Source organism: Streptomyces sp. NPDC001204 (genome assembly GCF_053598035.1).
In genome coordinates this window covers 425,210-446,425 of the sequence record NZ_JBSFJL010000001.1, presented here as the reverse complement: position 1 = coordinate 446,425, position 21,216 = coordinate 425,210, and the positions used below count along the sequence as shown (strand labels likewise).

The 21,216-nt window shown below is 71.0% G+C and carries 22 protein-coding genes; 19 read left to right on the top strand and 3 right to left on the bottom strand.

From position 1 onward, the window contains the following. Window positions 1–24: 24 nt before the first annotated feature. Together ACWC91_RS02030 and ACWC91_RS02025 are read right to left on the bottom strand one after the other, a co-directional pair. A complete protein-coding gene (locus ACWC91_RS02030) occupies window positions 25–588 on the bottom strand; it encodes a hypothetical protein (protein ID WP_225075340.1) in 564 nt (187 codons plus the stop codon). Window positions 589–616: 28 nt separating this feature from the next. Then, window positions 617–2,176 (bottom strand): hypothetical protein, encoded by a 1,560-nt coding sequence (locus tag ACWC91_RS02025; protein ID WP_450641309.1) that lies wholly within the window; start codon window positions 2,174–2,176, stop codon window positions 617–619. A gap of 359 nt (window positions 2,177–2,535) precedes the next feature. On the opposite strand from ACWC91_RS02025, the gene ACWC91_RS02020 reads away from it, so the two are divergent. The 16 genes from ACWC91_RS02020 to ACWC91_RS01945 all read left to right on the top strand — a co-directional run bounded on the left by ACWC91_RS02020 (window position 2,536) and on the right by ACWC91_RS01945 (window position 17,457). Further along, window positions 2,536–3,345, top strand: coding sequence for a hypothetical protein (locus ACWC91_RS02020; RefSeq protein ID WP_225075642.1), 810 nt, complete (start codon window positions 2,536–2,538; stop codon window positions 3,343–3,345). 79 nt (window positions 3,346–3,424) lie between these two features. Further along, on the top strand, window positions 3,425–4,132 hold the full coding sequence (cpaB, locus tag ACWC91_RS02015) for a Flp pilus assembly protein CpaB (RefSeq protein WP_450641307.1): 708 nt from the start codon (window positions 3,425–3,427) through the stop codon (window positions 4,130–4,132). A 13-nt stretch (window positions 4,133–4,145) separates the two neighbouring features. Next, window positions 4,146–5,399: an AAA family ATPase gene (locus ACWC91_RS02010; RefSeq protein ID WP_225075343.1), complete on the top strand. Its 1,254-nt coding sequence runs from the start codon at window positions 4,146–4,148 to the stop codon at window positions 5,397–5,399. Further along, window positions 5,396–5,812, top strand: coding sequence for a pilus assembly protein (locus ACWC91_RS02005; protein WP_450641306.1), 417 nt, complete (start codon window positions 5,396–5,398; stop codon window positions 5,810–5,812). The genes ACWC91_RS02010 and ACWC91_RS02005 overlap by 4 nt, the downstream gene beginning before the upstream one ends. Before the next feature lies 1 nt (window position 5,813). After that, window positions 5,814–6,182, top strand: coding sequence for a TadE family protein (locus ACWC91_RS02000; protein WP_225075345.1), 369 nt, complete (start codon window positions 5,814–5,816; stop codon window positions 6,180–6,182). A gap of 172 nt (window positions 6,183–6,354) precedes the next feature. Further along, window positions 6,355–7,692 (top strand): CpaF family protein, encoded by a 1,338-nt coding sequence (locus ACWC91_RS01995; protein ID WP_225075346.1) that lies wholly within the window; start codon window positions 6,355–6,357, stop codon window positions 7,690–7,692. Between the two features lie 11 nt (window positions 7,693–7,703). Continuing rightward, complete coding sequence (locus tag ACWC91_RS01990; RefSeq protein ID WP_450641305.1) at window positions 7,704–8,645, top strand: type II secretion system F family protein; 942 nt, start codon at window positions 7,704–7,706, stop codon at window positions 8,643–8,645. A gap of 27 nt (window positions 8,646–8,672) precedes the next feature. Beyond that, entirely contained in the window at window positions 8,673–9,566 is an 894-nt protein-coding gene (locus ACWC91_RS01985) for a DUF5936 domain-containing protein (RefSeq protein WP_450641303.1), read from the top strand. Between the two features lie 15 nt (window positions 9,567–9,581). Then, window positions 9,582–11,174: a histidine kinase gene (locus ACWC91_RS01980; RefSeq protein WP_450641302.1), complete on the top strand. Its 1,593-nt coding sequence runs from the start codon at window positions 9,582–9,584 to the stop codon at window positions 11,172–11,174. A gap of 50 nt (window positions 11,175–11,224) precedes the next feature. Continuing rightward, window positions 11,225–12,064: a response regulator transcription factor gene (locus tag ACWC91_RS01975; protein ID WP_281156901.1), complete on the top strand. Its 840-nt coding sequence runs from the start codon at window positions 11,225–11,227 to the stop codon at window positions 12,062–12,064. 148 nt (window positions 12,065–12,212) lie between these two features. Beyond that, a complete protein-coding gene (locus ACWC91_RS01970) occupies window positions 12,213–12,449 on the top strand; it encodes a Flp family type IVb pilin (RefSeq protein WP_225075350.1) in 237 nt (78 codons plus the stop codon). Continuing rightward, complete coding sequence (locus tag ACWC91_RS01965; RefSeq protein WP_281156902.1) at window positions 12,446–13,039, top strand: pilus assembly protein TadG-related protein; 594 nt, start codon at window positions 12,446–12,448, stop codon at window positions 13,037–13,039. The genes ACWC91_RS01970 and ACWC91_RS01965 overlap by 4 nt, the downstream gene beginning before the upstream one ends. Before the next feature lie 31 nt (window positions 13,040–13,070). Beyond that, window positions 13,071–13,646 (top strand): hypothetical protein, encoded by a 576-nt coding sequence (locus ACWC91_RS01960; RefSeq protein ID WP_225075352.1) that lies wholly within the window; start codon window positions 13,071–13,073, stop codon window positions 13,644–13,646. 7 nt (window positions 13,647–13,653) lie between these two features. Continuing rightward, window positions 13,654–14,280, top strand: a complete 627-nt coding sequence (locus ACWC91_RS01955; protein WP_225075353.1) for an OmpA family protein — start codon at window positions 13,654–13,656, stop codon at window positions 14,278–14,280. A gap of 139 nt (window positions 14,281–14,419) precedes the next feature. After that, window positions 14,420–16,594: a hypothetical protein gene (locus tag ACWC91_RS01950; RefSeq protein ID WP_450641301.1), complete on the top strand. Its 2,175-nt coding sequence runs from the start codon at window positions 14,420–14,422 to the stop codon at window positions 16,592–16,594. Beyond that, a complete protein-coding gene (locus ACWC91_RS01945; RefSeq protein WP_450641300.1) occupies window positions 16,591–17,457 on the top strand; it encodes a hypothetical protein in 867 nt (288 codons plus the stop codon). Before ACWC91_RS01950 ends, ACWC91_RS01945 begins: the two co-directional genes overlap by 4 nt. Before the next feature lie 22 nt (window positions 17,458–17,479). Here the strand turns inward: ACWC91_RS01945 and ACWC91_RS01940 are convergent, their stop codons facing one another. Further along, complete coding sequence (locus ACWC91_RS01940) at window positions 17,480–17,845, bottom strand: DUF192 domain-containing protein (protein WP_450641299.1); 366 nt, start codon at window positions 17,843–17,845, stop codon at window positions 17,480–17,482. Window positions 17,846–17,967: 122 nt separating this feature from the next. Here ACWC91_RS01940 and ACWC91_RS01935 point away from each other — a divergent pair, with 122 nt between their 5' ends. The 3 genes from ACWC91_RS01935 (at window position 17,968) to ACWC91_RS01925 (ending at window position 21,093) form a co-directional block, all read left to right on the top strand. Further along, on the top strand, window positions 17,968–18,714 hold the full coding sequence (locus ACWC91_RS01935) for a prepilin peptidase (protein WP_450641298.1): 747 nt from the start codon (window positions 17,968–17,970) through the stop codon (window positions 18,712–18,714). A gap of 102 nt (window positions 18,715–18,816) precedes the next feature. Then, complete coding sequence (locus ACWC91_RS01930; RefSeq protein WP_450641296.1) at window positions 18,817–19,611, top strand: methyltransferase domain-containing protein; 795 nt, start codon at window positions 18,817–18,819, stop codon at window positions 19,609–19,611. Window positions 19,612–20,319: 708 nt separating this feature from the next. Further along, window positions 20,320–21,093, top strand: a complete 774-nt coding sequence (locus ACWC91_RS01925; RefSeq protein WP_225075359.1) for an isoprenyl transferase — start codon at window positions 20,320–20,322, stop codon at window positions 21,091–21,093. The last annotated feature ends 123 nt before the right edge of the window (window positions 21,094–21,216 follow it).

Here is a 21,216-nt window from a genome sequence, read left to right as displayed (position 1 = left end):
GGACCCGCACCTCCGCCCCCACCGCTAGTGCACCCGCACCGAGTCGATGATCCCGCGCAGGTCCGCGGACGGCAGCACGCCCCGTGCCGCGTCGATCCGGATCGCGAAGGTCCGGTCGGCCGAGTCCAGGCCCGTCAGGATCACGCCCCGGATCGGCGTGCCCTTGGGCGGGTCGCCGTCCTCGCCGGTCGAGTCGAAGGTGAAGTCGATCCGCTTGGCCCGGTCCGTGCCGCTCAGCTTCACGTCCTTCTCACCCTCCACCTTCGCGCCCATCCGGATCCCGGCCTCGGCGGCGATGGCGGCCTGCTCCGCGGAGTCGGCCCGGGTGAAGTCCAGTTGGACGGTGATGACCGAGACCTTCCGTCCGGACTCCTCGCGTACGGCCGCCGCCGCGTTGTACTTGCCGCGCTCGGCCGCGCTCTGCTCGACGTAACCCCCGGAGCCCGCGGGATACGACACGGAGACGCCCTTCGTGCTCAGCGTGCCCCAGCCGTCCGGCACGGAGGCGGAGCCCGCGTCGCCCTTGCCGCAGCCCGTGAGGGCGGCCGCGGCGGCGAGCAGGCCCGCGATCAGCAGTCGTGTCCTCATCGGCGTACCAGCCCTCCTGTCGGCGCGATCACTCGGCACAGTAGCTGTAGGGGACGTAGGACCGGCGGTCTCCGTTCGGAGCGCCGAGGAACCGGGCGTCCGTGAGGGTCTCCGCCTTCTGCTCGGTGCTGACCGACAGGCCGAGGCTGAGCCCGAGGTTCAGCTCGAAGCCGTACTCAGCGGCGTTCACCTGGCCGGTGTACGTCATCCTGCTGGACATCCCCTTGTCGAAGACCAGTTGGCCGAAGGGGTCGTCGGCGCCGGGCCGCCGGGTCGGCGCGTGGTCGTCGAACATGTACTGGAAGGGCGTCGCCAGCTGCTCGTTGGTGCTGCTCAGCCACTGCTCGGCGACGGCCCGGTCCCGGTCTCCGGCGGGACCGGGGTCGAAGCTCAGGGAGGTGGTGACGACTTCGATGCCGGTGGAGCCGTCGGTGCCCTTCCCGCTCACCCCGCCGCCGCGCTCGTCCTTGCCCGGCTTGCCGTTCCCCCCGCTGATTCCGGCCCCGGCCTTCTGGCCGCCCTGCTCGACGGTGCGGGTCATGTTGACGCCGACCAGTTTGCCGGTGGACTTGTCGTAGGTGACGGTGATGGTGCCGGTCCGGGTGGTGGAGGCCGAGGCGTCGCCCTTGACCGGGCCCGCCTCGTAACTCGCCCTGGTGCCGTACTCGATCGACGAGGAGTACGTGTACGACTTGGTGTTCTTGTAGGCGTTGTCGGTCCAGGTGATCTCGGGCGAGTACTTGAAGTTGCCGCCGAGCGCGGCGCTGAGCTTCTTGTCGTCGCCCGCCGAGATCTTCAGGCCGGCCGCCGCGGAGGCCTCCAGGCCCACCTTGCCGTAGGTGATCCTCCGGTTGTCGCCCAGCGCCTTCTTCACCCGGTTCTCCGTGTCCTCCTCGTCCTTGAGGGGACCGGTGCCGAAGAGGTAGAGGATGCTGTCGCCGAGGCTCGCGTCCGCGCCGCCCGGCGACCGGCGCCGCGTCTGGTACATCTGGAGCTTCTCGACGTCGTCGCGGAACCTGCGCGCCTCCTCCGGGCTCTCGAACACCCAGGTGTCGCCGTTGGTCACCTTGATCCCGGCGCCCAGCTCCACCTTGTCGGTGCCGGCCTTTCCCAGCTTCAGCCCGGGCTTGAAATCCTTCTTGGCGCCGACGGAGGCCGCGTCCGTGAAGGTGAGGTAGACCAGTTCGTCCTGGTCGTCGACCTTGCCGTCGTGGTTGACGTCCGTGTGGGCCTTGAGGTGCTGCTCCTGGAAGCCGTACTCCTTGCCGATCTCCCAGAACAGGATCTTCGCCTTGGAGCCCGCCTTGTCGCTGACCGTCGAGACCTGGCACAGCGCCGGCTCGAAGTCGGCGTCGGTCAGGGCCCGGTCGTCCCCCTGCGGGCTCCCGCCGCAGTCCGCGCCGCCGGTGACCCTGCAGATCTCGGCGGCGATCCTGTCGTGGACGGTCCGGCCGATGCCGGTGGCGCCGATGCCGAGCACGACGGCGACGACGACCACGACCATGCCGAGGTACTCGGTGGCGCTCGCGCCCGAGTCGTCGTACCCGTACGCCCTCCGGCACGTCCGTCTGCCGCCCCCGCGAGCCATGCGGCACCCCTCCTCGCACAGTGGCAAGCGCCATTCCGGTCGGCGAGCGTAGGTGCGGGCGACCGTGGCGGCGTGGGCCCGCGGGCCCAAACCGGGGCCCACCGTCAACGAGTTGCCGTCGGCCCATGCTTTCGGGCCGGGTCGGGATGCTCAGCCTGCCCCGGTTTGAAATGACTTGCGCAAGGAGAGTTCCCGGCCAGGTACAGAATCGCTGTTCTCCGGTCACAGAGGCGTGGATACAGTGCTGAGGTAGTCACGCAGTGAAGTCAACTCGGTGTGCCGGACGACCACCGGCGGGCCGACAGGCGTCTAACGGGGAGCTGCGCGTGTCCACTGCCATCGCTGTGACGAGTGCCGACATGGCGCTGCCCGCGCAGGACGAGCGGACCGTACCCGCCGTCGTCCTGAAGGACCTGGACCGGCAGCCGCTGGAGCAGACGCTCGACGCCATGAAGGCCCTGATCGACCACCACGGGCATGTCGTCGTGGTGTGCTCGGACGCCGTCCCCAGCGGGGTGGAACGGCGGCTGCACACCGTCCGCTCGCTGCTGGAGAGCGACCGCATCGCACTGTTCCGGCCCGACCTGCCGCCGCTCGGACTCGCCGTCCTCGCCCGCCAGTTGCGCCAGCTCGCCTCCTGCGACCTCAGCCCCGGCGTGCTCGCCTCGGCCGGCCGGCTGCTCACCCACTACATCCACGCCGGCGCCGTCCTGGCCTCGGTCGCGCGCCTCGACCGCGTCCCCGTCGGTCTCAAGGCGCACGCCAAGTCCTGGGTTCCGGGCAGCCAGTTCGGCGTGATCGCCCACCCGGAACCGCAGCTCGTCCGGATCGGCCCCGAAGCGACCCTGACCGGGCCGGACTTCGGAAGCTGGATGCTGCTCGCCAAGGGCCAGCTCCAGTCCGACTGGGTCGGCTCCACCCTCGCCCCCGCGTGGAACGCGCTGGGGCTGCGCGAGGCCGGCCTGCCGGCCGAGTCGGCCACCTGGTGGGGCACCGGCAAGCTGATCGAGTTCTGCACGTACCTGCCCGACCTGTCGGTGCTCTACCAACTGGTCACCTCGGTACGCCAGGGTGTGTGCCACTGGTGCGGCATCGATGTCATCGGAGACCGCTGCGTCTTCTGCTCGGCCACCCCACCCGTCCCCGAGAGCCGGACCCCCACCGGATGAGTACCTGAACCACCGGCACCACCGTCATTCGATTCCGCTCGACTTCGCCGACCGATATCCCAATGAGGTTGCACGGTTCATGAACTCCCGTCAGCGCCGCGGCGTGATACTCCTGATCCTGTCCGTCATCTGCGCCCTCGCCGCGTTCGCGGGCGTGCTCTCCGTCATCAGCGACGTCAAGTCCAAAGTCGGACCGGAGGTCGCCGCCTACCAGCTGCGCACCGACGTGGCGCCGTACACGACGCTGAGCACGGGCCAGTTCGAGAAGGTCAAGATGCCCAAACGGTGGCTGTCGCCGAACGCCGTCACCGACCTCGGGCAGATCCAGGGCAAGATCGCGGTCACCACACTGCGCAAGGGCTCCCTGCTCCAGAGCGACATGATCGTGAACCAGCCCGCCCTGCAGCCGGGGCAGCAGGAGGTCGCCATCATGATCGACGCGGCGACCGGCGTGGCCGGCAAGATCACACCGGGCTCCACGGTCAACGTCTACGCCACCTTCGGCGGACAGCGGCAGGGCGATCCCGCCCAGTCCAAGATCATCGTGACCAACGCCAAGGTCCTCGACGTCGGCAGGATCACCGCGCTCCAGCCGAACGCCGACAACCGGGCCCAGCAAACCACCGACGCCGTCCCCATCACCTTCGCGCTGTCCACCATCGACGCCCAGCGCATCACGTACGCCGAGTCGTTCGCCCAGCGGGTCCGGCTCGCGCTGGTCGCTCCCGGCAGCGACACCAGCGTCCCGGCCAAGGACCGGACCTACGAACTCGCGAAAGACAAGTGAGAGGCCGGCAGGCATGACCACCAGGATCCTTCCGGCCGTCGGCGACCCCGACGCGGCCCGGTCCATCACCACCCTGCTCAGCCAGCTCCCCGACACCGAGCCGGTGGCCCCGGTCGTCGACTCCACCCAGCTCATCGACACGCTGGCGCGCCTGGCCGCCGAGTCCGTCGACGAACTGCCCGAGATCGTGGTGGTGCACGAGCGGATCGGCCCGGTGCCGGCCCTGGAGCTGATCCGCGAAGTGGCCCTGCGCTTCCCGGCGGTCGGCGTCATCCTCATCACCTCCGACGCCAGTCCCGGCCTGTTCTCGGCCGCGATGGACTCGGGCGCGCGAGGACTGGTCGCCCTCCCGCTGAGCTACGAGGAACTGGTCAGCCGCGTACAGGCGGTGGCCCAGTGGTCGGTGGGCGTACGGCGCCACCTGGGCCACGGCGGCGACGTGTTCACCGGGGCCGGCGGCCGGGTGGTGACCGTGAGCGGAGCCAAGGGCGGGGTGGGCGCCACCCTCACGGCGATACAACTCGCCCTCGCCGCCCAGGCCTCCGGGCGCGGCACGGCCCTGGTCGACATGGACCTCCAGTCCGGTGACGTCGCCTCCTTCCTGGACGTCCAGTTCCGTCGCTCGGTCGTCGACCTCGCCGCCATCACCGACATCTCGCCACGCGTCCTGGCCGACGCGATCTTCCGCCACGACAGCGGGCTCGCGCTGCTGCTCGCGCCCGGCGAGGGCGAGCGCGGCGAGGAGGTCACCGACCGGGCCGCCCGCCAGATCGTCAGCGCGCTGCGGTCCCGCTACGAGATCGTCGTCCTGGACTGCGGCGCCCAGATGAGCGGGGCGAGCGCGGCGGCCGTCGAGATGGCCGACACCGCGCTGCTCCTGACCACTCCGGACGTGGTCGCGGTGCGCGCGGCCAAGCGGACCGTACGGATGTGGGACCGGTTGCAGATCCGCAAGGCCGAGGAGACGACCGTCGTCGTCAACCGCCACACCCGGTCGACCGAGATCCAGCCGCCGCTCATCCACAAGATCACCGGCACACCGGTGGCGGCCACGGCGATCCCCGCGGGCTTCAAGGAACTCCAGGGCGCGGTGGACGCAGGACGCATCCACGAACTGGAGAGCAAGAGCACGGTCAAACAGGCGCTGTGGGGGCTCGCCGGAGAGCTGGGCATCGTCAAGGCACCCGAGGGCGACCGCAAGGGCGGGCGGCTGCGGGGCGACCGGGGGTCGGTGAGTTTCCGGCGCCGCAGGGAGGCAGGGGGATGAACGTGCGGGCGAGCACAGGGAAGAGGCCGCCGGCCGGGCGGCTCCGCTCGGACAGCGGGCAGGTCGCCGTCGAACTGCTCGGCATGACGCCCACGATCCTCATCACGCTGGTGCTGCTGTGGCAGTGCGTGCTGCTGGGGTACACGTACACGCTTGCGGGGAATGCTGCGGACGAGGCGGTACGGGCGGGGACGGCGGCCGATCGCGGCACCAGGGGCGCCGCCTGCCAACAGGCCGGGCTCGACAAGCTGTCGGCCGCGTGGCGAAGGGGGGCTGAGGTGGGCTGTGAGACGAGCAACGGCTACGTACGCGCGCGCGTCGGCCTCAAGGTGCCCGTCCTGTTCCCCGGCGCGATCGACTTCCCCTTCACGGTCACGGGTCACGCCGGCGCCGTCGAGGAGGCGACGAACTGACATGCCGTACGAGGACGTACGCCGCGACCGCCGCCACGACCGGGGCCAAGTCGCCATCGAGTACCTGGGGTTCATCCCGATCCTGATGCTGCTCGCCATGGCCGTCATCCAGATCGGGCTGATCGCCTACACGGCCCAGCAGGCCGGAACGGCCGCCCGCGCGGGGGCGCGCGCGGCCTCGCTCCGGCAGGGAGCCGAGCAGGCCTGCGCGAACGCGGTCAGCGGCTGGCTGGCGGACGGCACCAGCTGCCCGGCCTCGTACGGCGGCAAGGAGGTCACCGTCACCGCAGGCGTCGACATCCCCTCGATCGTCCCCGGCTGGAACTTCGGCCGGGCCCACAAGACCGCCACCATGCCGCTCGACCACTGAGACCAAACGGACCGCTGAGACCGCTGAGACCGCTGGACGACTGAGACCGCTGGACCACTGAGACCGCTCGACCACCGGCCAGGGCCGGCTCGGCAGCACCAGCCAGGACCGGCTCGGCAGTACCGACCAGGACCGACTCGACCACCGACCAGGAGCGAGGAGCACCGGACCCATGAGCCTCCGCGCACGCATCAACTCCCCGGAGGAGAAAGGCAGCCGGGGCGAGGACGGCCACCTCGTCGCCTCCTACAGGGCCAAGCTCCTGGAGGAGATCGACCTCGCGGAGATGAGCTCGCTGGCCGCCGCCGAGCGCCGGGCACGGCTGGAGCGGGTGCTCGGGCACATCATCAGCCGGGAGGGCCCGGTCCTGTCGACCGTGGAGCGCTCGCAGCTGATCCGCCGGGTCGTCGACGAGGCCCTGGGCCTGGGCATCCTCGAACCCCTCCTCGAGGACGCCTCCATCACCGAGATCATGGTGAACGGACCCGACGCGATCTTCGTCGAGCGCGGCGGCCGGGTCGAGCAACTGCCCATCCGCTTCGCCTCCGACGACCAGCTGATGCAGACCATCGAGCGGATCGTCTCGACGGTCAACCGCCGTGTGGACGAGTCGAACCCGATGGTCGACGCCCGCCTGCCCTCCGGCGAGCGCGTCAACGTCATCATCCCGCCCCTCTCGCTCACCGGCCCCACACTCACCATCCGCCGCTTCCCGCGCTCCTTCACCCTCCAGGAGCTGATCGGCTTCGGCTCGCTCGACGAGCACATGCTGTACCTGCTGGCCGGCCTGGTGCAGGCGAAGTTCAACGTCATCGTCTCCGGAGCCACCGGCACCGGGAAGACGACCCTGCTCAACGCCCTGTCCGGACTGATCCCCGAGGGCGAGCGCATCATCACCATCGAGGACTCCGCCGAACTCCAGCTCCAGCAGACGCACGTGATCCGGCTGGAGTCCCGGCCGCCGAACGTGGAGGGCCGCGGCCAGGTCACCATCCGCGACCTGGTGCGCAACTCGCTGCGCATGCGGCCCGACCGCATCGTCGTCGGTGAGGTCCGCGGCGGCGAGTCGCTCGACATGCTCCAGGCGATGTCGACCGGCCACGACGGCTCGCTCGCCACCGTGCACGCCAACAGCGCCGAGGACGCGCTGATGCGCCTGCAGACCCTCGCCTCCATGTCCGACGTGGAGATCCCCTTCGTCGCCCTGCACGACCAGATCAACAGCGCCGTCGACGTGATCGTCCAGCTCACCCGCTTCGCCGACGGCGCCCGCCGCGTCACCGAGATCGCCCTGCTCGACAGCCATGGCAGCGAGCCGTACCGGCTGGCCACCGTGGCCCGCTTCGCCGCGCAGCCGATGGCGGCCGACGGCCGGATCTACGGCGCCTTCGAATACCACCCGCTGCCACGCCGTACCGCCGACCGCCTCTACATGGCGAGCCAGCCCATCCCCCAGGCCTTCGGCGTCGCCCAGTCCGCAGACCAGCTGGCCATCCGAGAAGCCAGGTAGGAACCGTCCCCATGGATCTGAGCACCCTCGTCACCCTCACCACCGGCGTCACCCTGCTGACCTGCGTCCTGGCCGTCGCCGGGCTGCACGCCTACACCTCCGGCAAGGCCCAGCGGGCGGCCCTCGTCGACCGGCTCTCCCAGACCGGACGGATCCCGGTCGGCCGCCGGCGCCGCTTCCCCAACCTCGACCGCCGACTGCGCCGTACGAAACTCGGCCGCAGGCTGGAGCTGAGGCTCGCCGCGACCGGCCTGGACGTCACCCCGGGCGAGTTCTTCGTCTACATGCTCGCCACCGTGGCCGCCCTCTGGCTGATCGGCCAGGCCTCCCTGGCCCCCTTCTTCGGCCCGCTGGCCGGCCTGCTCGGCATCTGGGCGGCGGTGCAGTTCCTCAACTGGCAGCGCCAGAAACGCATCGAGAAGTTCATCAACCAACTCCCCGAACTGGCCCGCATCCTGGCCAACGCCACCCAGGCCGGCCTCGCCCTGCGCACCGCGGTCGGCATGGCGGCGGAGGAGCTCGAGGCCCCGGCGGGTGTGGAACTGGCCAAGGTCGCCCACCAGTTGGCGCTCGGCGCATCGATGGACGACGCACTGGCGGAGCTCACGGACCGCCTGCCCTCGCGCGAGCTGGTCGTCCTCGTCACCACCCTGGTCCTGTCCAACCGGGCCGGCGGCCAGGTGGTGAGCGCCCTGCGCAACCTCACCGAGACCCTGGAGGAGCGCAAGGAGACCCGCCGCGAGGTCCGCACCCAGCTCTCCCAGGTCAACATGACCTCCTACGCGGTCCCGGTGCTGGGCATCGGCGCGCTGTTCCTCATGAACGGCGTCAAGGCCGGCGCCCTCGACCGCATGACCGCCTCGCCGATCGGCCAGGGCGCGGTGATCATCGCCTTCGCTCTCTACGCCGTCGGCTTCATCCTCATCCGCCGCATGTCCCGCATCGACGTCTAGCCGGGTTCCCGGAAGGAGGGAAGAGGGATGGCACTGCTGCTCGCACTCGTGATGGGCCTCGGCGTCTGGGGCGTCTTCGCCGGCATCCGCATGTACCGCGCCGACGCCCGGCTGCCCGACGACCTGGCGCTGGCCCTGGAGGTGGGCTCCACCCGCACTGGCGCGGTGGACTCCCTGGTCGACCGCCTCGGCATGCGCTACGCCCCCGCCGTGCTGCGCCTGATGGGCCCCAAGAGGGTGGCCAGGTACCGCCGCAAGATCGACCTGGCGGGCAACCCGGGCGGCCTGACGATCGACCGCTACGCGGCCCGGCACGCGGTCTACGGATTCCTGGGCGGCCTGGGCGGAGTGGTGTTCCTCATGCGGGGCCAGCTCTTCGTGGCCCTGCTCCTGCTCGCCTTCGGCGCCTTCTGGACCGAGGTCGGCATCTGGTCGGCGATCCGCATCCGCAAGGACGTCATCGAGCGGACGCTGCCGGACTTCCTCGACGTGCTCGCGGTCGTGGTGAGCGCGGGCCTCGGCTTCCGCCAGGCGCTGGACCGCGTCGCCGACAAGTACGAGGGCCCCTGGGCGGACGAACTGCGCATCACCCTGCGCCAGATGGACCTCGGCATGAGCCGCCGCCAGGCCTTCGCGGAGCTGCGGCGCAGGAACGACTCCGAACAGGTCGCCATGTTCGTGACGGCGTTGCAGCAGGGCGAGGAACTGGGCGCCCCGATCGTCGACACCCTCGTTTCCCTGGCCAAGGACATGCGCCGCACCGACGCGCAGAACGCCCGCCGCAAGGCCGCCCGCGCGGTCCCCAAGGCCACCATGATGATCACCACCTTCATGGTCCCGGCCACGATGATCCTCCTCGGCGCGGGCCTGATCCTCGGCTCGGGCGTGGACTTCGGCTCCCTCACGGGTACGGGCGAGTAGGGGGGCGACGAGGACATGGCGACCACGGAGGAACGCACCGGGCTGCTGCGCCGCCGCCCGAGGATCCCCGAGATCACCACCCCTCCGGCGGGCACGGTCCTCCCGGCCCACGTCCGCACGGGCGCGCCGGACATCCCGGTGACGTCGGTGACGCCGGCGTTGCCGCCCGGGTGGGAACCGGCGGAGGCCTCGTCGCCCGGGGTGCCGCAGCCGCCGCACGGACGGACGGCCGCCGACGGTGACGGCCGCCCACAGAGGCCACCCGCACCTGGCGACGACGCCCGCACGGGCGCTGCGGGCGGAACCGAGAGCCGGGCCGAAGGCGGAGCCGAGGCCGAAGCTCCCGCCCAGCTTCCGCCGGGCCAGCCCCCCACCCCGGAGCCGGAAAGACTGCAGATCAGCGCACTGCAAGCGATGTGCCGTCATGTCTTCGCCTTCCGCCTCGCGATGATCGCCCTCTCCGCCCCCGTCGCCCTGCTCAACGCCGCGCCCGGCCTGGCCACCCGCCTGGTCAGCGCCGCGGTCGTCGTCACCTTCATGGGCTCGTACGTCCTGTTCAGGGACTGGGAACGCTTCGGCCCCCTGCTCCTGAGGCACCCCACTCTCCTCGCCCTGGACACCCTCTTCGGGGCCCTCCTCCTGATCGCGGCGGGCCCGGACAGCACGCTGGCCTACGTCAGCGTCTGCACGCCCCTCCTCGCCGGTCTCGTCTACGGCTGGCGCGGCGCGGGCCTGTTCGCCTCGCTCCAGTCGCTGATCCTGCTCGTCGTCTCCACCAGTTCCAAGGAGTTGTCCCCGGACCTGGCCCAGGCGGCCCTCCTCCCCGGCCTGTGCGTCATCGCGGGAGCGGCCGGGGTCACCCTGCGCAACCTGCTCCTCCGCTTCGGCGAGGCCACCCAGGCCCTGACCACGGTCCAGGCCCGCCTCGCCGTCACCGAGGCGGTCGGCGCCGAACGGGCCCGCCTGGCCCGCGAGATGCACGACTCGGTGGCGAAGACCCTGCACGGCGTGGCCATGGCCGCCGACGGCCTGGCGGGCTCGTCGGGCGCCGACCGCATGGACCCGGCTCTGGTGAGGCAGCAGGCGGAACTGGTGGCCCGCTCGGCCCGCCGGGCGGCCGCCGAGGCCCGCGAACTGCTGACCGACCTGCGCCGTGAGAACGACCCGGAACACGGCACCGACGTGCTCGTCGAACTCGCCGCCCGCACCCGGCACTTCGCATCCCGGACCGGACTGTCCGCCGCCTACCGCCCGATCGGCGAGCCCGGCGTGCCGCCGGTGCCGCCGGCCGTGGCCCGCCAGCTCCTGACCATCGCGTCGGAGGCGATGGAGAACGCCCACCGCCACGCGGAGCCCACCCACGTCGAGGTACGCGCCGGCGTCCACGGCGACCTGCTGCGCATCAGCGTGTACGACGACGGGCGCGGCCTGCCGCCCGGCACCAGCCTCGAACAGCTCCGCCGAGCAGGCCATTTCGGCCTGGTCGGCATGGTCGAGCGGGCGGCCTCGGTCGGTGCCCGCGTCCGTATCGGCCGCGGCGCCCACCCCAAGGGAACGGAGGTCCGCCTCGAACTGCCCCTGGGAGCCCTGACGACACCGACCGTATGACCGTCCTGCCATCCATCCCTGCTCCACGACCCAGAGAGGAGGCCGCCGCCGTGCCGGACCAGACGACTCCCAACCCCTTCGAGGGCTTCCCACAGCCCGCACCGGCCGCGCCCCTGCGCGTCGTCGTGGCCGACGACAACCCCGTGGTCCGCGCCGGCCTGACGGCCCTGCTCTCCGGCCGCGCGGACATCACGGTGGTGGCCGAGGCCGCCGACGGCCGCGCCGCCTGGGAGGCCGCCCAGCAGCACCGTCCCGACGTCGTCCTGCTCGACGTCCGCATGCCCGGCGTGGACGGCCTCTCCGCGCTGCCGTACCTGGTCCGCATCGCCCCGGTCATGATGCTGACCTACAGCAGCGAGTCGGAGATCGTCCAGGAGGCCCTGCGCCTGGGTGCGGGCGGCTACCTGGTCCACGGCGAGTTCACGGCCGACCAACTCGTCACCGCCGTACGTGACGTCAAGGAGGGCAGGGCCCACTTCACTCCCACGGCGGCGGGCGCCCTGGTGGCCCGGCTGCGCCGGGACCAATCGGTGGAGGGTGCGATCGCACACGATCACACCTTCCCAACGTCGCATGAACCAGCCACATCTGCTTCACGTCTTTCGCAGTTGCAACCGGATGTGGGACAGTCTTCGTCTGGATGGACAGGTGGCCGTCCGGCCGCCGTCGACAGGTCGAGGTTCCAACTCAGCGCGAGGGAGGCGGAGATCATGGACCTCATCGCGACCGGCATGACCAACCAGCAGATCGCCGCCACCTGCTTCATCAGCGAGAAGACCGTCAAGAACCACATCAACCGCATCTTCGCCAAGCTGCACAGCACCAGCCGCTCCGAGGCCGCCGCCAAGTGGCTGGGCACGGCCCCGGGTTCGTCACGAGGGCTGGGGTGAGGCGTGATGACGAAGGTACGGGGGAAGCGTGGCCGGGTCTCGCTTTGGGCCCGGGATTGGGTCCGGGGACCCTCTGGCGGACGGGGTGTTCCGGCATACGTTTCCGGTGTCGCAAGCGGCACCGAGACCGAACCCGGAGGGGAACACCATGAGCGACCTGATGCTGAGGACCGCGGTTGCGACCAAGGTCCGCGTGAACGGCTGGAAGAACACCACCGCCGAGGCGATGCGGCGCCGCGCCGGCGACAGGGGGCAGACCGCGGTCGAGTACCTGGGCATCATCGCGGTGGTGGTGGCGATCGTGCTGGCGATCACGGGCACGGACATCGGCCAGTCGATCTACAACGCGATCAAGGACAAGGTCACCGAGGTCACCGGCGGGTGACGCGGACGCGCAGGGACGACTCAGGGCAGGCATTCCCCATCTACATCATGGTGGTGGGGGGCCTGCTCTTTCTCGCGTTCGCATACCTGGCGGTCGGCCAGGCGGCGGCCAATCGAAACGGGGCGCAGACGGCGGCAGACGCGGCGGCCCTGGCAGCGGCGCAGGACACCCGGGACCAACTCGCGGGCGAGTGGGCGGGCACCGTGCTGGATCCGACCAAGTGGCAGGACCTCCTGGACGGCAACGCGGCCCTGATGAACGGCTGCTGGCGCGCGTACCAACTGGCACAGCAGAACGAGGCCCACGTGGACGACTGCCAGCCTTCGTTGTTGAGGTACACGGTGTACGTCCAGACCGACAAGTCGGTCGGGGAGTCCGTCGTTCCCGGCACGGAGGGCAAACATTCCAGGGCGCACGCCAGCGCCGTCATCGAGCCGCTGTGCACCTTCGATCCGCCCCTTGAGGGTTCGGAGGACAAGGACGTACTCCCGCGACTCACCTGCAAGAACAGGTATTGGGACCTCGATCCGCACCATCTCACGGACCTGCCGCGACCCGAGGACCTCTTCGACGTTCATCTGGCCGACTAAGCGAACGACGAGTGATGAAGGAATCAGAGTGATGAGCATTCGGTTCACTGCGAAGGCCCGTAGAGGGTTGGTCGCGTTGACCGCGGCGGTCGGGTTGGCCCTCGGCGCGGCCGGTTGTGGCGGTGGCGACGACAAGAAGCCGGATGCTTCGGCGTCCGCATCCAAGGGCGGCGGATCCGATCCGAGTGCTCAGGAGGGGCAGTCTGAACAGCCCCTCGCCGAGCTGACGGGGCCCGACGGGTTTCTCTTGCAAATCACCGAAGCCAAGCGAGACTCGGGCGGCTTCGTCACCGTGAACGGCACTCTGAAGAACGATGGCTCGAAAGTAGCCAACGTTCCAGCGCAGTTGAGCGGTGACGAGACTGAGATCCTTCGACACGGAGTTTCTCTCGGCGGTGCCACTCTGGTGGACGCCAAGAGTAAGAAGCGTTACTACGTGCTACGGGACACGGACGGCCGTCCCCTTACCACGACAGGCTTCCCGGCCGTCAAGCCGGGGCAGTCCGTGGGGGTCTTCATGCAGTTCCCGTCGCCGCCCTCCAGCACCTCCGAGGTCACCTTCCAGCTTCCCCAGTTCCCGGCCGCCACCATTCAGATCTCCGGGTGAGGCCCCGATGACCCACACCCGTCTCACCCTGGCCCTCACAGCCGCCGGCGTCATGACCGTCGCGAACCTCTACGGTGCCGTGGCTGCCCGTGCCGACAGTGGCCCCAGCGTCCCCCCGGGCACCGAGCCCTCCGCCTCCGCCCCCGTGAAGATCGACCCGAGCGATCCCGATCTGAAACTGCCCGAGGGGGCCACCCTCGCCGCAGCCAAGGTGCTGGACATCAAGTCCGTGGTCGAGGAGCAGGGCGGCGAGGAACGCCGTGAGGACACCAACACGGACGTGACGTTCGCGCTCCAGGCCGAGGTGCTGTTCGCCAAGGACAGCGCGAAGCTGAGCGACCGGGCGAAGTCCCGGATCAACACGATCGCGCAGGAGATCAAGAAGCAGAACGCGAGCCAGGTCCGTGTCTTCGGCTTCACGGACAACCTCGGCACCCACGCGCACGGCGTGGTCCTGTCCAAGCAGCGCGCCAACGCCGTCCAGGACGTCCTCTCCCAGGAGCTGAACGACCCCAACATCACCTTCGATGTGCGGGGTTACGCCGAGCAGTACCCCATCGCGGACAACTCCACGGAGGACGGCCGCAAGAAGAACCGCCGAGTGGAGGTCACGTTCCCCCGCAGCCAGAACTGACGGCGTACGCCGCCAGTCGTGAGCGGGCCGCGACGCCCCGGCGCTGATTGGGTGTCCGTTTGGGCCTCCGGGCCCATGCCGGGCGGGCGCCCGTTCCCTAACCTCGGGCGGAGTTGTGCGCCAACCGGGGGGAGGGCACATGCCACGGTCGTTGTCGGCGGCGTTGGTGCTCGTGCACGCACTGTTCGTCGCCACCGTGCTCGGCGGGATCGGTCTGCTGCTGACGGCCGGGTCGTACGGCGCCCTCGACGGCGGTGTCATCGCCCTCGTCGCCTACGCCGCCGCGCCCGGGGTGCTCGGCTGGTGGCTCGCCCGGCGGAGCTGGGAGGGCGGGGGACGGATCCGGTGGGCGCTGATCGGCGTGCAGGTATGGCTGATCCTCGGCGGGCTCGCCAACCTCACCGGAGGTTCGGCCCGCGGGGGCATCCAGCTCCTCCTGCCCGTCCTCATCCTCTACTTCCTGCTTCAGTCCGAGACCCGGCAGTGGTACGAACTCCCGGTGCCGGCGCGGGCCGAGCGCCGTCCCTTCTCGCTCGCCCGGATGATCCGGTGGCGGCGGGGGGACGAAGGGCAGACCGCGGTCGAGTACGTCGGCCTGGTCGCGATCGTGGCCGCCATCGTGCTGGCGCTGGTGCTCAGCGGTCTCGGCACGCAGATATTCGCGAGCATCGAGGCCCAGGTCTGCAAGGTCGTCGGGACGGGCTGCGCGGCCCCGGCGGGCAACGGCACCGACACCCACGCCTCCGGCGACACCGGCGGCAGCACGACCGGTGGCGGTGCCGGTAGCGGCGGCGGCACGACTGATGGCAGTACCACCACGGGTGGTGGCTCCACGACCGGCGGCAGCACGGCAGATGGCGGCACCACCACCGATGGCGGCACCACCACTGACGACGGCGCCCAGGCCGCCGGCGGTGACCGGGCCACCGGCGGTGACCAAGCCACCGACGACACCCCGCCCACCGAAGACACCCCCACCACCGAAGCCGACAAGACCGATAACACCGACAACACCAGCAGCCCCGACGAGAAGAAGGACGACGGCTGTTTCTCCGGTTTCGGTGCCTTCTTCGGGTGTGCCGGGGATCAGCTCAAGCAGGTGGGTGAGGGGATCTTCGTCGACGGTGTCTGGGGGGACGTCACCGGGATCTGGGACATGGTCACGAACCCGGGGGACACCCTCAGCGGGATCGCCGACTACGGCAAGCAGCTCGGGCAGGACTGGCTGGAGGATTCCAAGGACGCCGGGAAGAAGTGGTCGGACGGGGACTACTTCGGGGCCGTCCGGGACTGGGGCGGGGCCTCGCTGAACACCGGCGGGACGGTCCTGTGGGACATGTTCATCGGTGACGACGTGGCCGAGGACTGGAACAACGGCGAGAAGACCCGTGCCGTCTCCCATGTCGTCTGGAACATCGGCTCCCTCTTCATCCCCGGCTACGACGTCGGCAAGGTAGTAGAGAAGGTGGGCGACCTCGGCAAACTCGGGAAGCTCGGCAGGCTGGGCAAGTTCGCGGAGCAGGCCGGCGAGGCGGCGGAGGACGCCAGGAAGGCGGCCAAGGCGGGTGACGCCGAGGGCGCCGAGCGGGCCGCGAAGAAGGCGGACGAGGCGGCCGACGAGGCCGAGCGGAAGGCACGCGAGTCCGGCTGCACGATCGCAGCGCCCGCCCGCCGGATCCCCTACGAGGGCGGCCTCGGAGGAGGCGCCGGCACCGGAACCACCGTCCTCGCCGCGGGCGGCCCCCGTTACGTGATCCTCGCCGAGGGGCACTGCGACGAGGAGGCGAAGAAGGAGGCCGCCGAGGCCCGCAAGCAGGCGGACGAGGCGGACGAGGCAGCCGAGGACGCGCGGCGCGAGAGCGGCAGGCCGGCCAATGAGTGGCAGGCGGGGGACGACGTTCCCGGCCCGGCGCGCGGGAAGACGCTCAAGTTCCCCAACAAGCGTCACACGATCAGCGGAGCGTCGGGCGGTCAGGTCAAGGAGCGCAACACGGTGATCCTCAGGGGCAACGAGGACCTCGTGCGCTCGGACATCGAGGGGATCGCCAAGGGCCGGGCGAACCTGTCGCCGGACGGGAACACCTACGAGATCAACGGCCGCAGGTACGAGGTGGAGGCCAACGGGACGGTCTTCCCCAAGTCCGGTCCGGGACTGGTCGAACTGGACCGCATCGAGTACGCCGCGCTGAAGGAGATCGCGCGGAACAAGGGCGACCTGGGCAAGTCGCAGCAATTGCAGCGCGACCCCAAGTTCGTCAACAATCCCGCGAAGGTGCAGAAGGCCAAGGAGATCTACGACGGGACGTACCAGTGATCGCGAACCTCTTCACCGTCGCGGCGCCGGCGCCGGCCCGTCTTCGCGGGGCCCTGGCCGACCTGCTGGCGGTCCCGGAGGACGCGGTGGACGTGGCCGACGCGGACGGCGACCAGGAAGGGCGGCACTGGGAGGCTCCCGTGCTGTGCACCTACCGCCGGCTGCCGCCGGGTGACCTCGCCCTCGAACTGGACCTCACGGTGGAGGACGGCACCGCCGGACGCCTGACGGAGGGAGGGCTCGCGCGGGGCCTCGCGGTGAGGACGGGCAGTTCCGTGCTCCACCCGGCGGAGGTCGAACTGCCGAGTGCCTACTGGGTGGCGACGCCTGACGGTCGTTCGGTCAGGTGCCGCCTGGAGGCGGTGGACACCGAGGACGACACGGCGTACCGCGTCGACGCCGTGGAGGAGCCGGTGGCGGACCTGCCGGACGCGACGGTGGAGACGCTCCCGGAGATCCTGGACCGGGAGCCCGTCGGCACGCCCCTGTCCGACGCCGTCCTCGCCGGGCGGCCCACGGGCCCGGTGGCGAGCCTCGAGGGACACCTGCACTACGGACTGCGGGTGTGGGAGAGGCTGTGCCGCAGGCTGGAATCCGGGTGGCGACCCTCGGGCCGCTACCGGGAGGACCTGTTCCGGCGTGACCTGGAGGCCCGGGACGACCTCGCGGACGTCGTCGGACAGGCCGGCGAGCCCGGCGCCGACGCACTGCGGTCCGCCGTGGCCCGGCTCGACCTGATCTTCCGTGAGCACACCGAGGAAACACAGGAAACACAGGTCGCTCACCGCGCGGCGGACGAGGCGGCGGACCGGAAGGGGGAGCGCTGGTGGTGGCGCCGCCGTCCCCGGAACGTTCCGTGGTGACGCCCCCGCAGGGCCTGGGCCCCTACTCGGCCTCCTCCACCGTCACCAGCACCCCCGCCCGCAGCCCCCACCCCGCCATCGCCCAGGCCTCCGCCTCCAGTACGTGGCGGGAGCGCGGGCGGGGCAGGCCCAGGCGGTTCGGCCTCATGGTGACGACGGTGAGGACGCGCAGGTCGCGGTCGAGGTAGGCGACGTCGATCGGGATGCGCATGCGGAAGGTGTGCACGCTGTTGGCGGGCGAGAGCAGGATCGCGCCGTCGACGGCGTCACGGCCCAGCAGGCCCTTGGTGCGGGCCCGGTAGGAGGTGGCCAGCTCCAGCGGGACCGTCACCGGCGCCGAACCGTGCACGATCAGCCTGCCCCGCCCGTCACGCCGGCGTCGTCCCATGCCGAGCCGCCCCCTGCCGAATCGTGTGCCTGCCTGCCTGCCGACCGTACCGGCGGGGCGGTGGGCCCCGCATGGGTCCACGGGCCCATGCCCCGCGCGCACGCCGCGGCTAGGGTCCCGGCGTGCGTGTACTGGTGACCGTCGTGGCCGTGCTGTGGGGTGCGGGGACCGGACTGCTGCTGCCCCGGGCCGCCCACCGGTTCTCGGTCGGTGCCGGGGAGGCGTGGAGCGCCCGGTGCCCGGGCGGGCATCCGATCACCGGCGCTTTCGGGGGCTGGGTGGGCCGGGCCCGCTGCACGGGAGCGGTGGCCGGGTGCGGACCGTACGGGCCGAGCGCCCGGGCCGTGACCGTCGCTACCGCGCTCGTCTGCGCCGCGCTCGCCGCCGCCACCGGGCCCCGCCCCGAGGCGGCGGTCTGGCTGCTCGCCGCGCCGGCCGGCGTGCTGCTGGCGCTCGTCGACCTCCGCGTGCACCGGCTCCCGGACGTGCTGACGCTGCCGTTGGCCGCCGCGACGGTCGCCCTGCTCGGCGCCGTCGCCGCCCTGCCCGGCGCTGCGGGCTCGTGGCCCACCGCCCTGCTCGGCGGACTCGTCCTCGGTGCCGCGTACTTCGTGCTGTTCCTCGTCAACCCGGCCGGCATGGGCTTCGGCGACGTCAAACTCGCCCTGGCGCTCGGCGTGGCCCTCGGCTGGTACGGCTGGCCGGTTCTCGTCGTGGGCGCCTTCGCCGGGCTGCTCTACGGCGCCGGCTACGGACTGGGCTTGGTGGTGCTGCGCCGGGCGGGCCGCAAGTCGGCCATCGCACTGGGGCCGTTCATGCTCGGCGGGGCCCTGACCGGGCTGCTGCTGGGGGCGTTCGCGGTGACGTGAGGGGGCGGGACGTGAGGGGCCGGGCGGGAGGGGGACGGCCGAGGAGGTGCGCGTCCGTATTCAGGAGGCGGCGGGTGACTGTTTTCAGGGACGATCACCTGTATGGCAGACCGTCAGCACCGTCCCGCCCGCTCTTACGAGGACCTCGTCGCCGAGGGGGCCGCCGTTCCCACCGAGGGCTGGGACTTCTCGTGGTTCGAGGGCCGGGCCACCGAAGAGCGGCCCTCCTGGGGGTACGCCGTCTCGATGGCCGCCCGGCTGGCCGGGGCCCGTGCCGTGCTCGACGTGCAGACCGGGGGAGGGGAGGTCCTCGACTTCGCGCTCGGTCGGGCCGGGGCCGCGCCCGCGCTGGTCGCCGCCACCGAGGGCTGGCCGCCGAACGTGGCCGGGGCCACCGCACTGCTCCGCCCGCGGGGCGTCGTGGTCGTCGACTCCCCGGAGGACGCGCCGCTGCCGTTCGCCGACGGCGCCTTCGACCTCGTAGTCAGCCGGCACCCCGTACGCCCGCACTGGGCGGAGATCGCCCGCGTCCTCGAGCCCGGCGGGACGTACTTCGCACAGCACGTCGGGCCCGGCAGCGTCTTCGAACTCGTCGAGCACTTCCTCGGGCCCCAGCCGGAGGAGTCGCGCGCCGCCCGCCACCCCGACCGCGAGAGCGCGGACGCGCGGGCGGCCGGTCTGGAGGTCGTCGACCTGCGCGCGGAACGCCTGCGGATGGAGTTCCACGACATCGCCGCCGTCGTGCACTTCCTGCGCAAGGTGGTCTGGATGGTCCCCGGGTTCACGGTCGAGGCGTACGAGCCCCGGCTGCGGGCGCTGCACGAACGGATCGAGGCGCGGGGCCCGTTCGTGGCGTACAGCACCCGCCACCTCGTCGAGGCCCGCAGGCCGAGGTGAAACACCCACAATGGGGCGCCTGTTCTCACATCGTTACCGATTGCCCCTCGCGTCACCCGTTTCACCGCCCGTAAAGTTCAGACCAAGGGAATTCGCGTGAGCAAAGCCGCGCGGTCGGCACCGCGTGGTGGAGGGGGCTGCGCGGTGCCGCACGGCCCCCTGATGGGCGGTATCCGCCCGGCCCGGAGGCCGGTGCGGGGCGGGTGCCGTCGGCGTCAAGCGGGCGTACGCGGCCGGGTCGCCCAGGGGAGGGATCCGGGGGCAACGCGCCGTGCGACCCCAAATGGCCGAGCCTCTTCGCTTCTCGTTGGATCCAGTCCGCTTCGCCGCTGATTCCGTCGCGATTCGGCCATGATCAGGTGTGGAATGTCGGATTCCGGCGCTCCGGTGCGATCTCCATGCGTCGCCGCACAACTTCGGAGAGTAATTTTGTCGCGTCTGGGCACACACCAGCCCTTACGAAGGGTTATGGTGGAAACCCCCCCTCGGGCCGGTCCGTCTCCCCCCCACGGACCGGCCCGTTTTCTTTGGGAGTCGCGAGTCCCGCGTCTGATACACCAGGGCGCGCGCAGCGCCCTGTTGAGGGACGCTGGGAATGCCGGGGGTAGGCTTCGCCCCCGGGGACCGCCATACGGACCAGGCCGCCGCACGGACAGGGAACGCCCCCGGCCGCGCCTGTCCGATCCATACGGAGGGGCTGACGAACACGTGAACCTGCGCGACAAGCTGCGCGGCCTGCTGGTCAGGCTGTACGCACGCCGGGTGGAGGGCCACCTGGACCCCGCTCAGGTGCCCAAGCACATCGGCGTCATCATGGACGGCAACCGGCGCTGGGCGAAGGCCGCCGGGTCCACCACCGCCCAGGGCCACCGGGCCGGCGCGGACAAGATCGAGGAGTTCCTCGGCTGGTGCACCGAGACGGACGTCAAGGTCGTCACGCTCTGGCTGCTCTCCACGGACAACTTCGACCGGCCCCAGGAAGAACTCGTCCCGCTCCTCGGCATCATCGAGGACGTCGTGCGCACCCTGGCCGCCGACGGCCGCTGGCGCGTCCACCACGTCGGCACCATGGACCTGCTGCCGCCGGTCATGCAGGCCACCCTCAAGGAGGCCGAGGAGGCCACCGCCCGCGTCGACGGAATAGTCGTCAACGTCGCCATCGGCTACGGCGGCCGGCAGGAGATCGCCGACGCCGTGCGCTCCATGCTCCTCGACGCCCACGACCGGGGCACCTCCATGGAGGACCTCGCCGAGTCCGTCGACATCGACATGATCGGCCGCCACCTGTACACCAAGGCCCAGCCCGACCCGGACCTGGTGATTCGCACCAGCGGGGAGCAGCGGCTGTCCGGCTTCATGATCTGGCAGACGGCCCACTCCGAGTACTACTTCTGCGACGTCTTCTGGCCGGCCTTCCGCAAGGTCGACTTCCTGCGCGCGCTGCGCGACTACGCGGCCCGGGGCCGCCGCTACGGCGGCTGAGGACATACCCCTTCCGCCACCCGGGTGCCACCTCTTCACGAGGAGTTCATTCGTGCGTCGTTCCGCGTATTTGCATGGCGGCGCATCTTCGAGGGCATAAGGCAAACAGGTCGACACCCGAAC

What these genes read in the sequence shown, in the direction of transcription:
- ACWC91_RS02030 (WP_225075340.1), bottom strand. Translation starts at nt 588, where the DNA reads ATGAGGACACGACTGCTGATCGCGGGCCTGCTCGCCGCCGCGGCCGCC.
- ACWC91_RS02000 (WP_225075345.1), top strand. Translation starts at nt 5,814, where the DNA reads ATGCCGTACGAGGACGTACGCCGCGACCGCCGCCACGACCGGGGCCAA.
- ACWC91_RS02020 (WP_225075642.1), top strand. Translation starts at nt 2,536, where the DNA reads ATGGCGCTGCCCGCGCAGGACGAGCGGACCGTACCCGCCGTCGTCCTG.
- ACWC91_RS01955 (WP_225075353.1), top strand. Translation starts at nt 13,654, where the DNA reads ATGACCCACACCCGTCTCACCCTGGCCCTCACAGCCGCCGGCGTCATG.
- ACWC91_RS01950 (WP_450641301.1), top strand. Translation starts at nt 14,420, where the DNA reads ATGCCACGGTCGTTGTCGGCGGCGTTGGTGCTCGTGCACGCACTGTTC.
- ACWC91_RS01930 (WP_450641296.1), top strand. Translation starts at nt 18,817, where the DNA reads ATGGCAGACCGTCAGCACCGTCCCGCCCGCTCTTACGAGGACCTCGTC.
- ACWC91_RS01940 (WP_450641299.1), bottom strand. Translation starts at nt 17,845, where the DNA reads ATGGGACGACGCCGGCGTGACGGGCGGGGCAGGCTGATCGTGCACGGT.
- ACWC91_RS01980 (WP_450641302.1), top strand. Translation starts at nt 9,582, where the DNA reads ATGGCGACCACGGAGGAACGCACCGGGCTGCTGCGCCGCCGCCCGAGG.
- ACWC91_RS01960 (WP_225075352.1), top strand. Translation starts at nt 13,071, where the DNA reads ATGAGCATTCGGTTCACTGCGAAGGCCCGTAGAGGGTTGGTCGCGTTG.
- cpaB (WP_450641307.1), top strand. Translation starts at nt 3,425, where the DNA reads ATGAACTCCCGTCAGCGCCGCGGCGTGATACTCCTGATCCTGTCCGTC.
- ACWC91_RS02010 (WP_225075343.1), top strand. Translation starts at nt 4,146, where the DNA reads ATGACCACCAGGATCCTTCCGGCCGTCGGCGACCCCGACGCGGCCCGG.
- ACWC91_RS01970 (WP_225075350.1), top strand. Translation starts at nt 12,213, where the DNA reads ATGAGCGACCTGATGCTGAGGACCGCGGTTGCGACCAAGGTCCGCGTG.
- ACWC91_RS01985 (WP_450641303.1), top strand. Translation starts at nt 8,673, where the DNA reads ATGGCACTGCTGCTCGCACTCGTGATGGGCCTCGGCGTCTGGGGCGTC.
- ACWC91_RS02005 (WP_450641306.1), top strand. Translation starts at nt 5,396, where the DNA reads ATGAACGTGCGGGCGAGCACAGGGAAGAGGCCGCCGGCCGGGCGGCTC.
- ACWC91_RS02025 (WP_450641309.1), bottom strand. Translation starts at nt 2,176, where the DNA reads ATGGCTCGCGGGGGCGGCAGACGGACGTGCCGGAGGGCGTACGGGTAC.
- ACWC91_RS01990 (WP_450641305.1), top strand. Translation starts at nt 7,704, where the DNA reads ATGGATCTGAGCACCCTCGTCACCCTCACCACCGGCGTCACCCTGCTG.
- ACWC91_RS01995 (WP_225075346.1), top strand. Translation starts at nt 6,355, where the DNA reads ATGAGCCTCCGCGCACGCATCAACTCCCCGGAGGAGAAAGGCAGCCGG.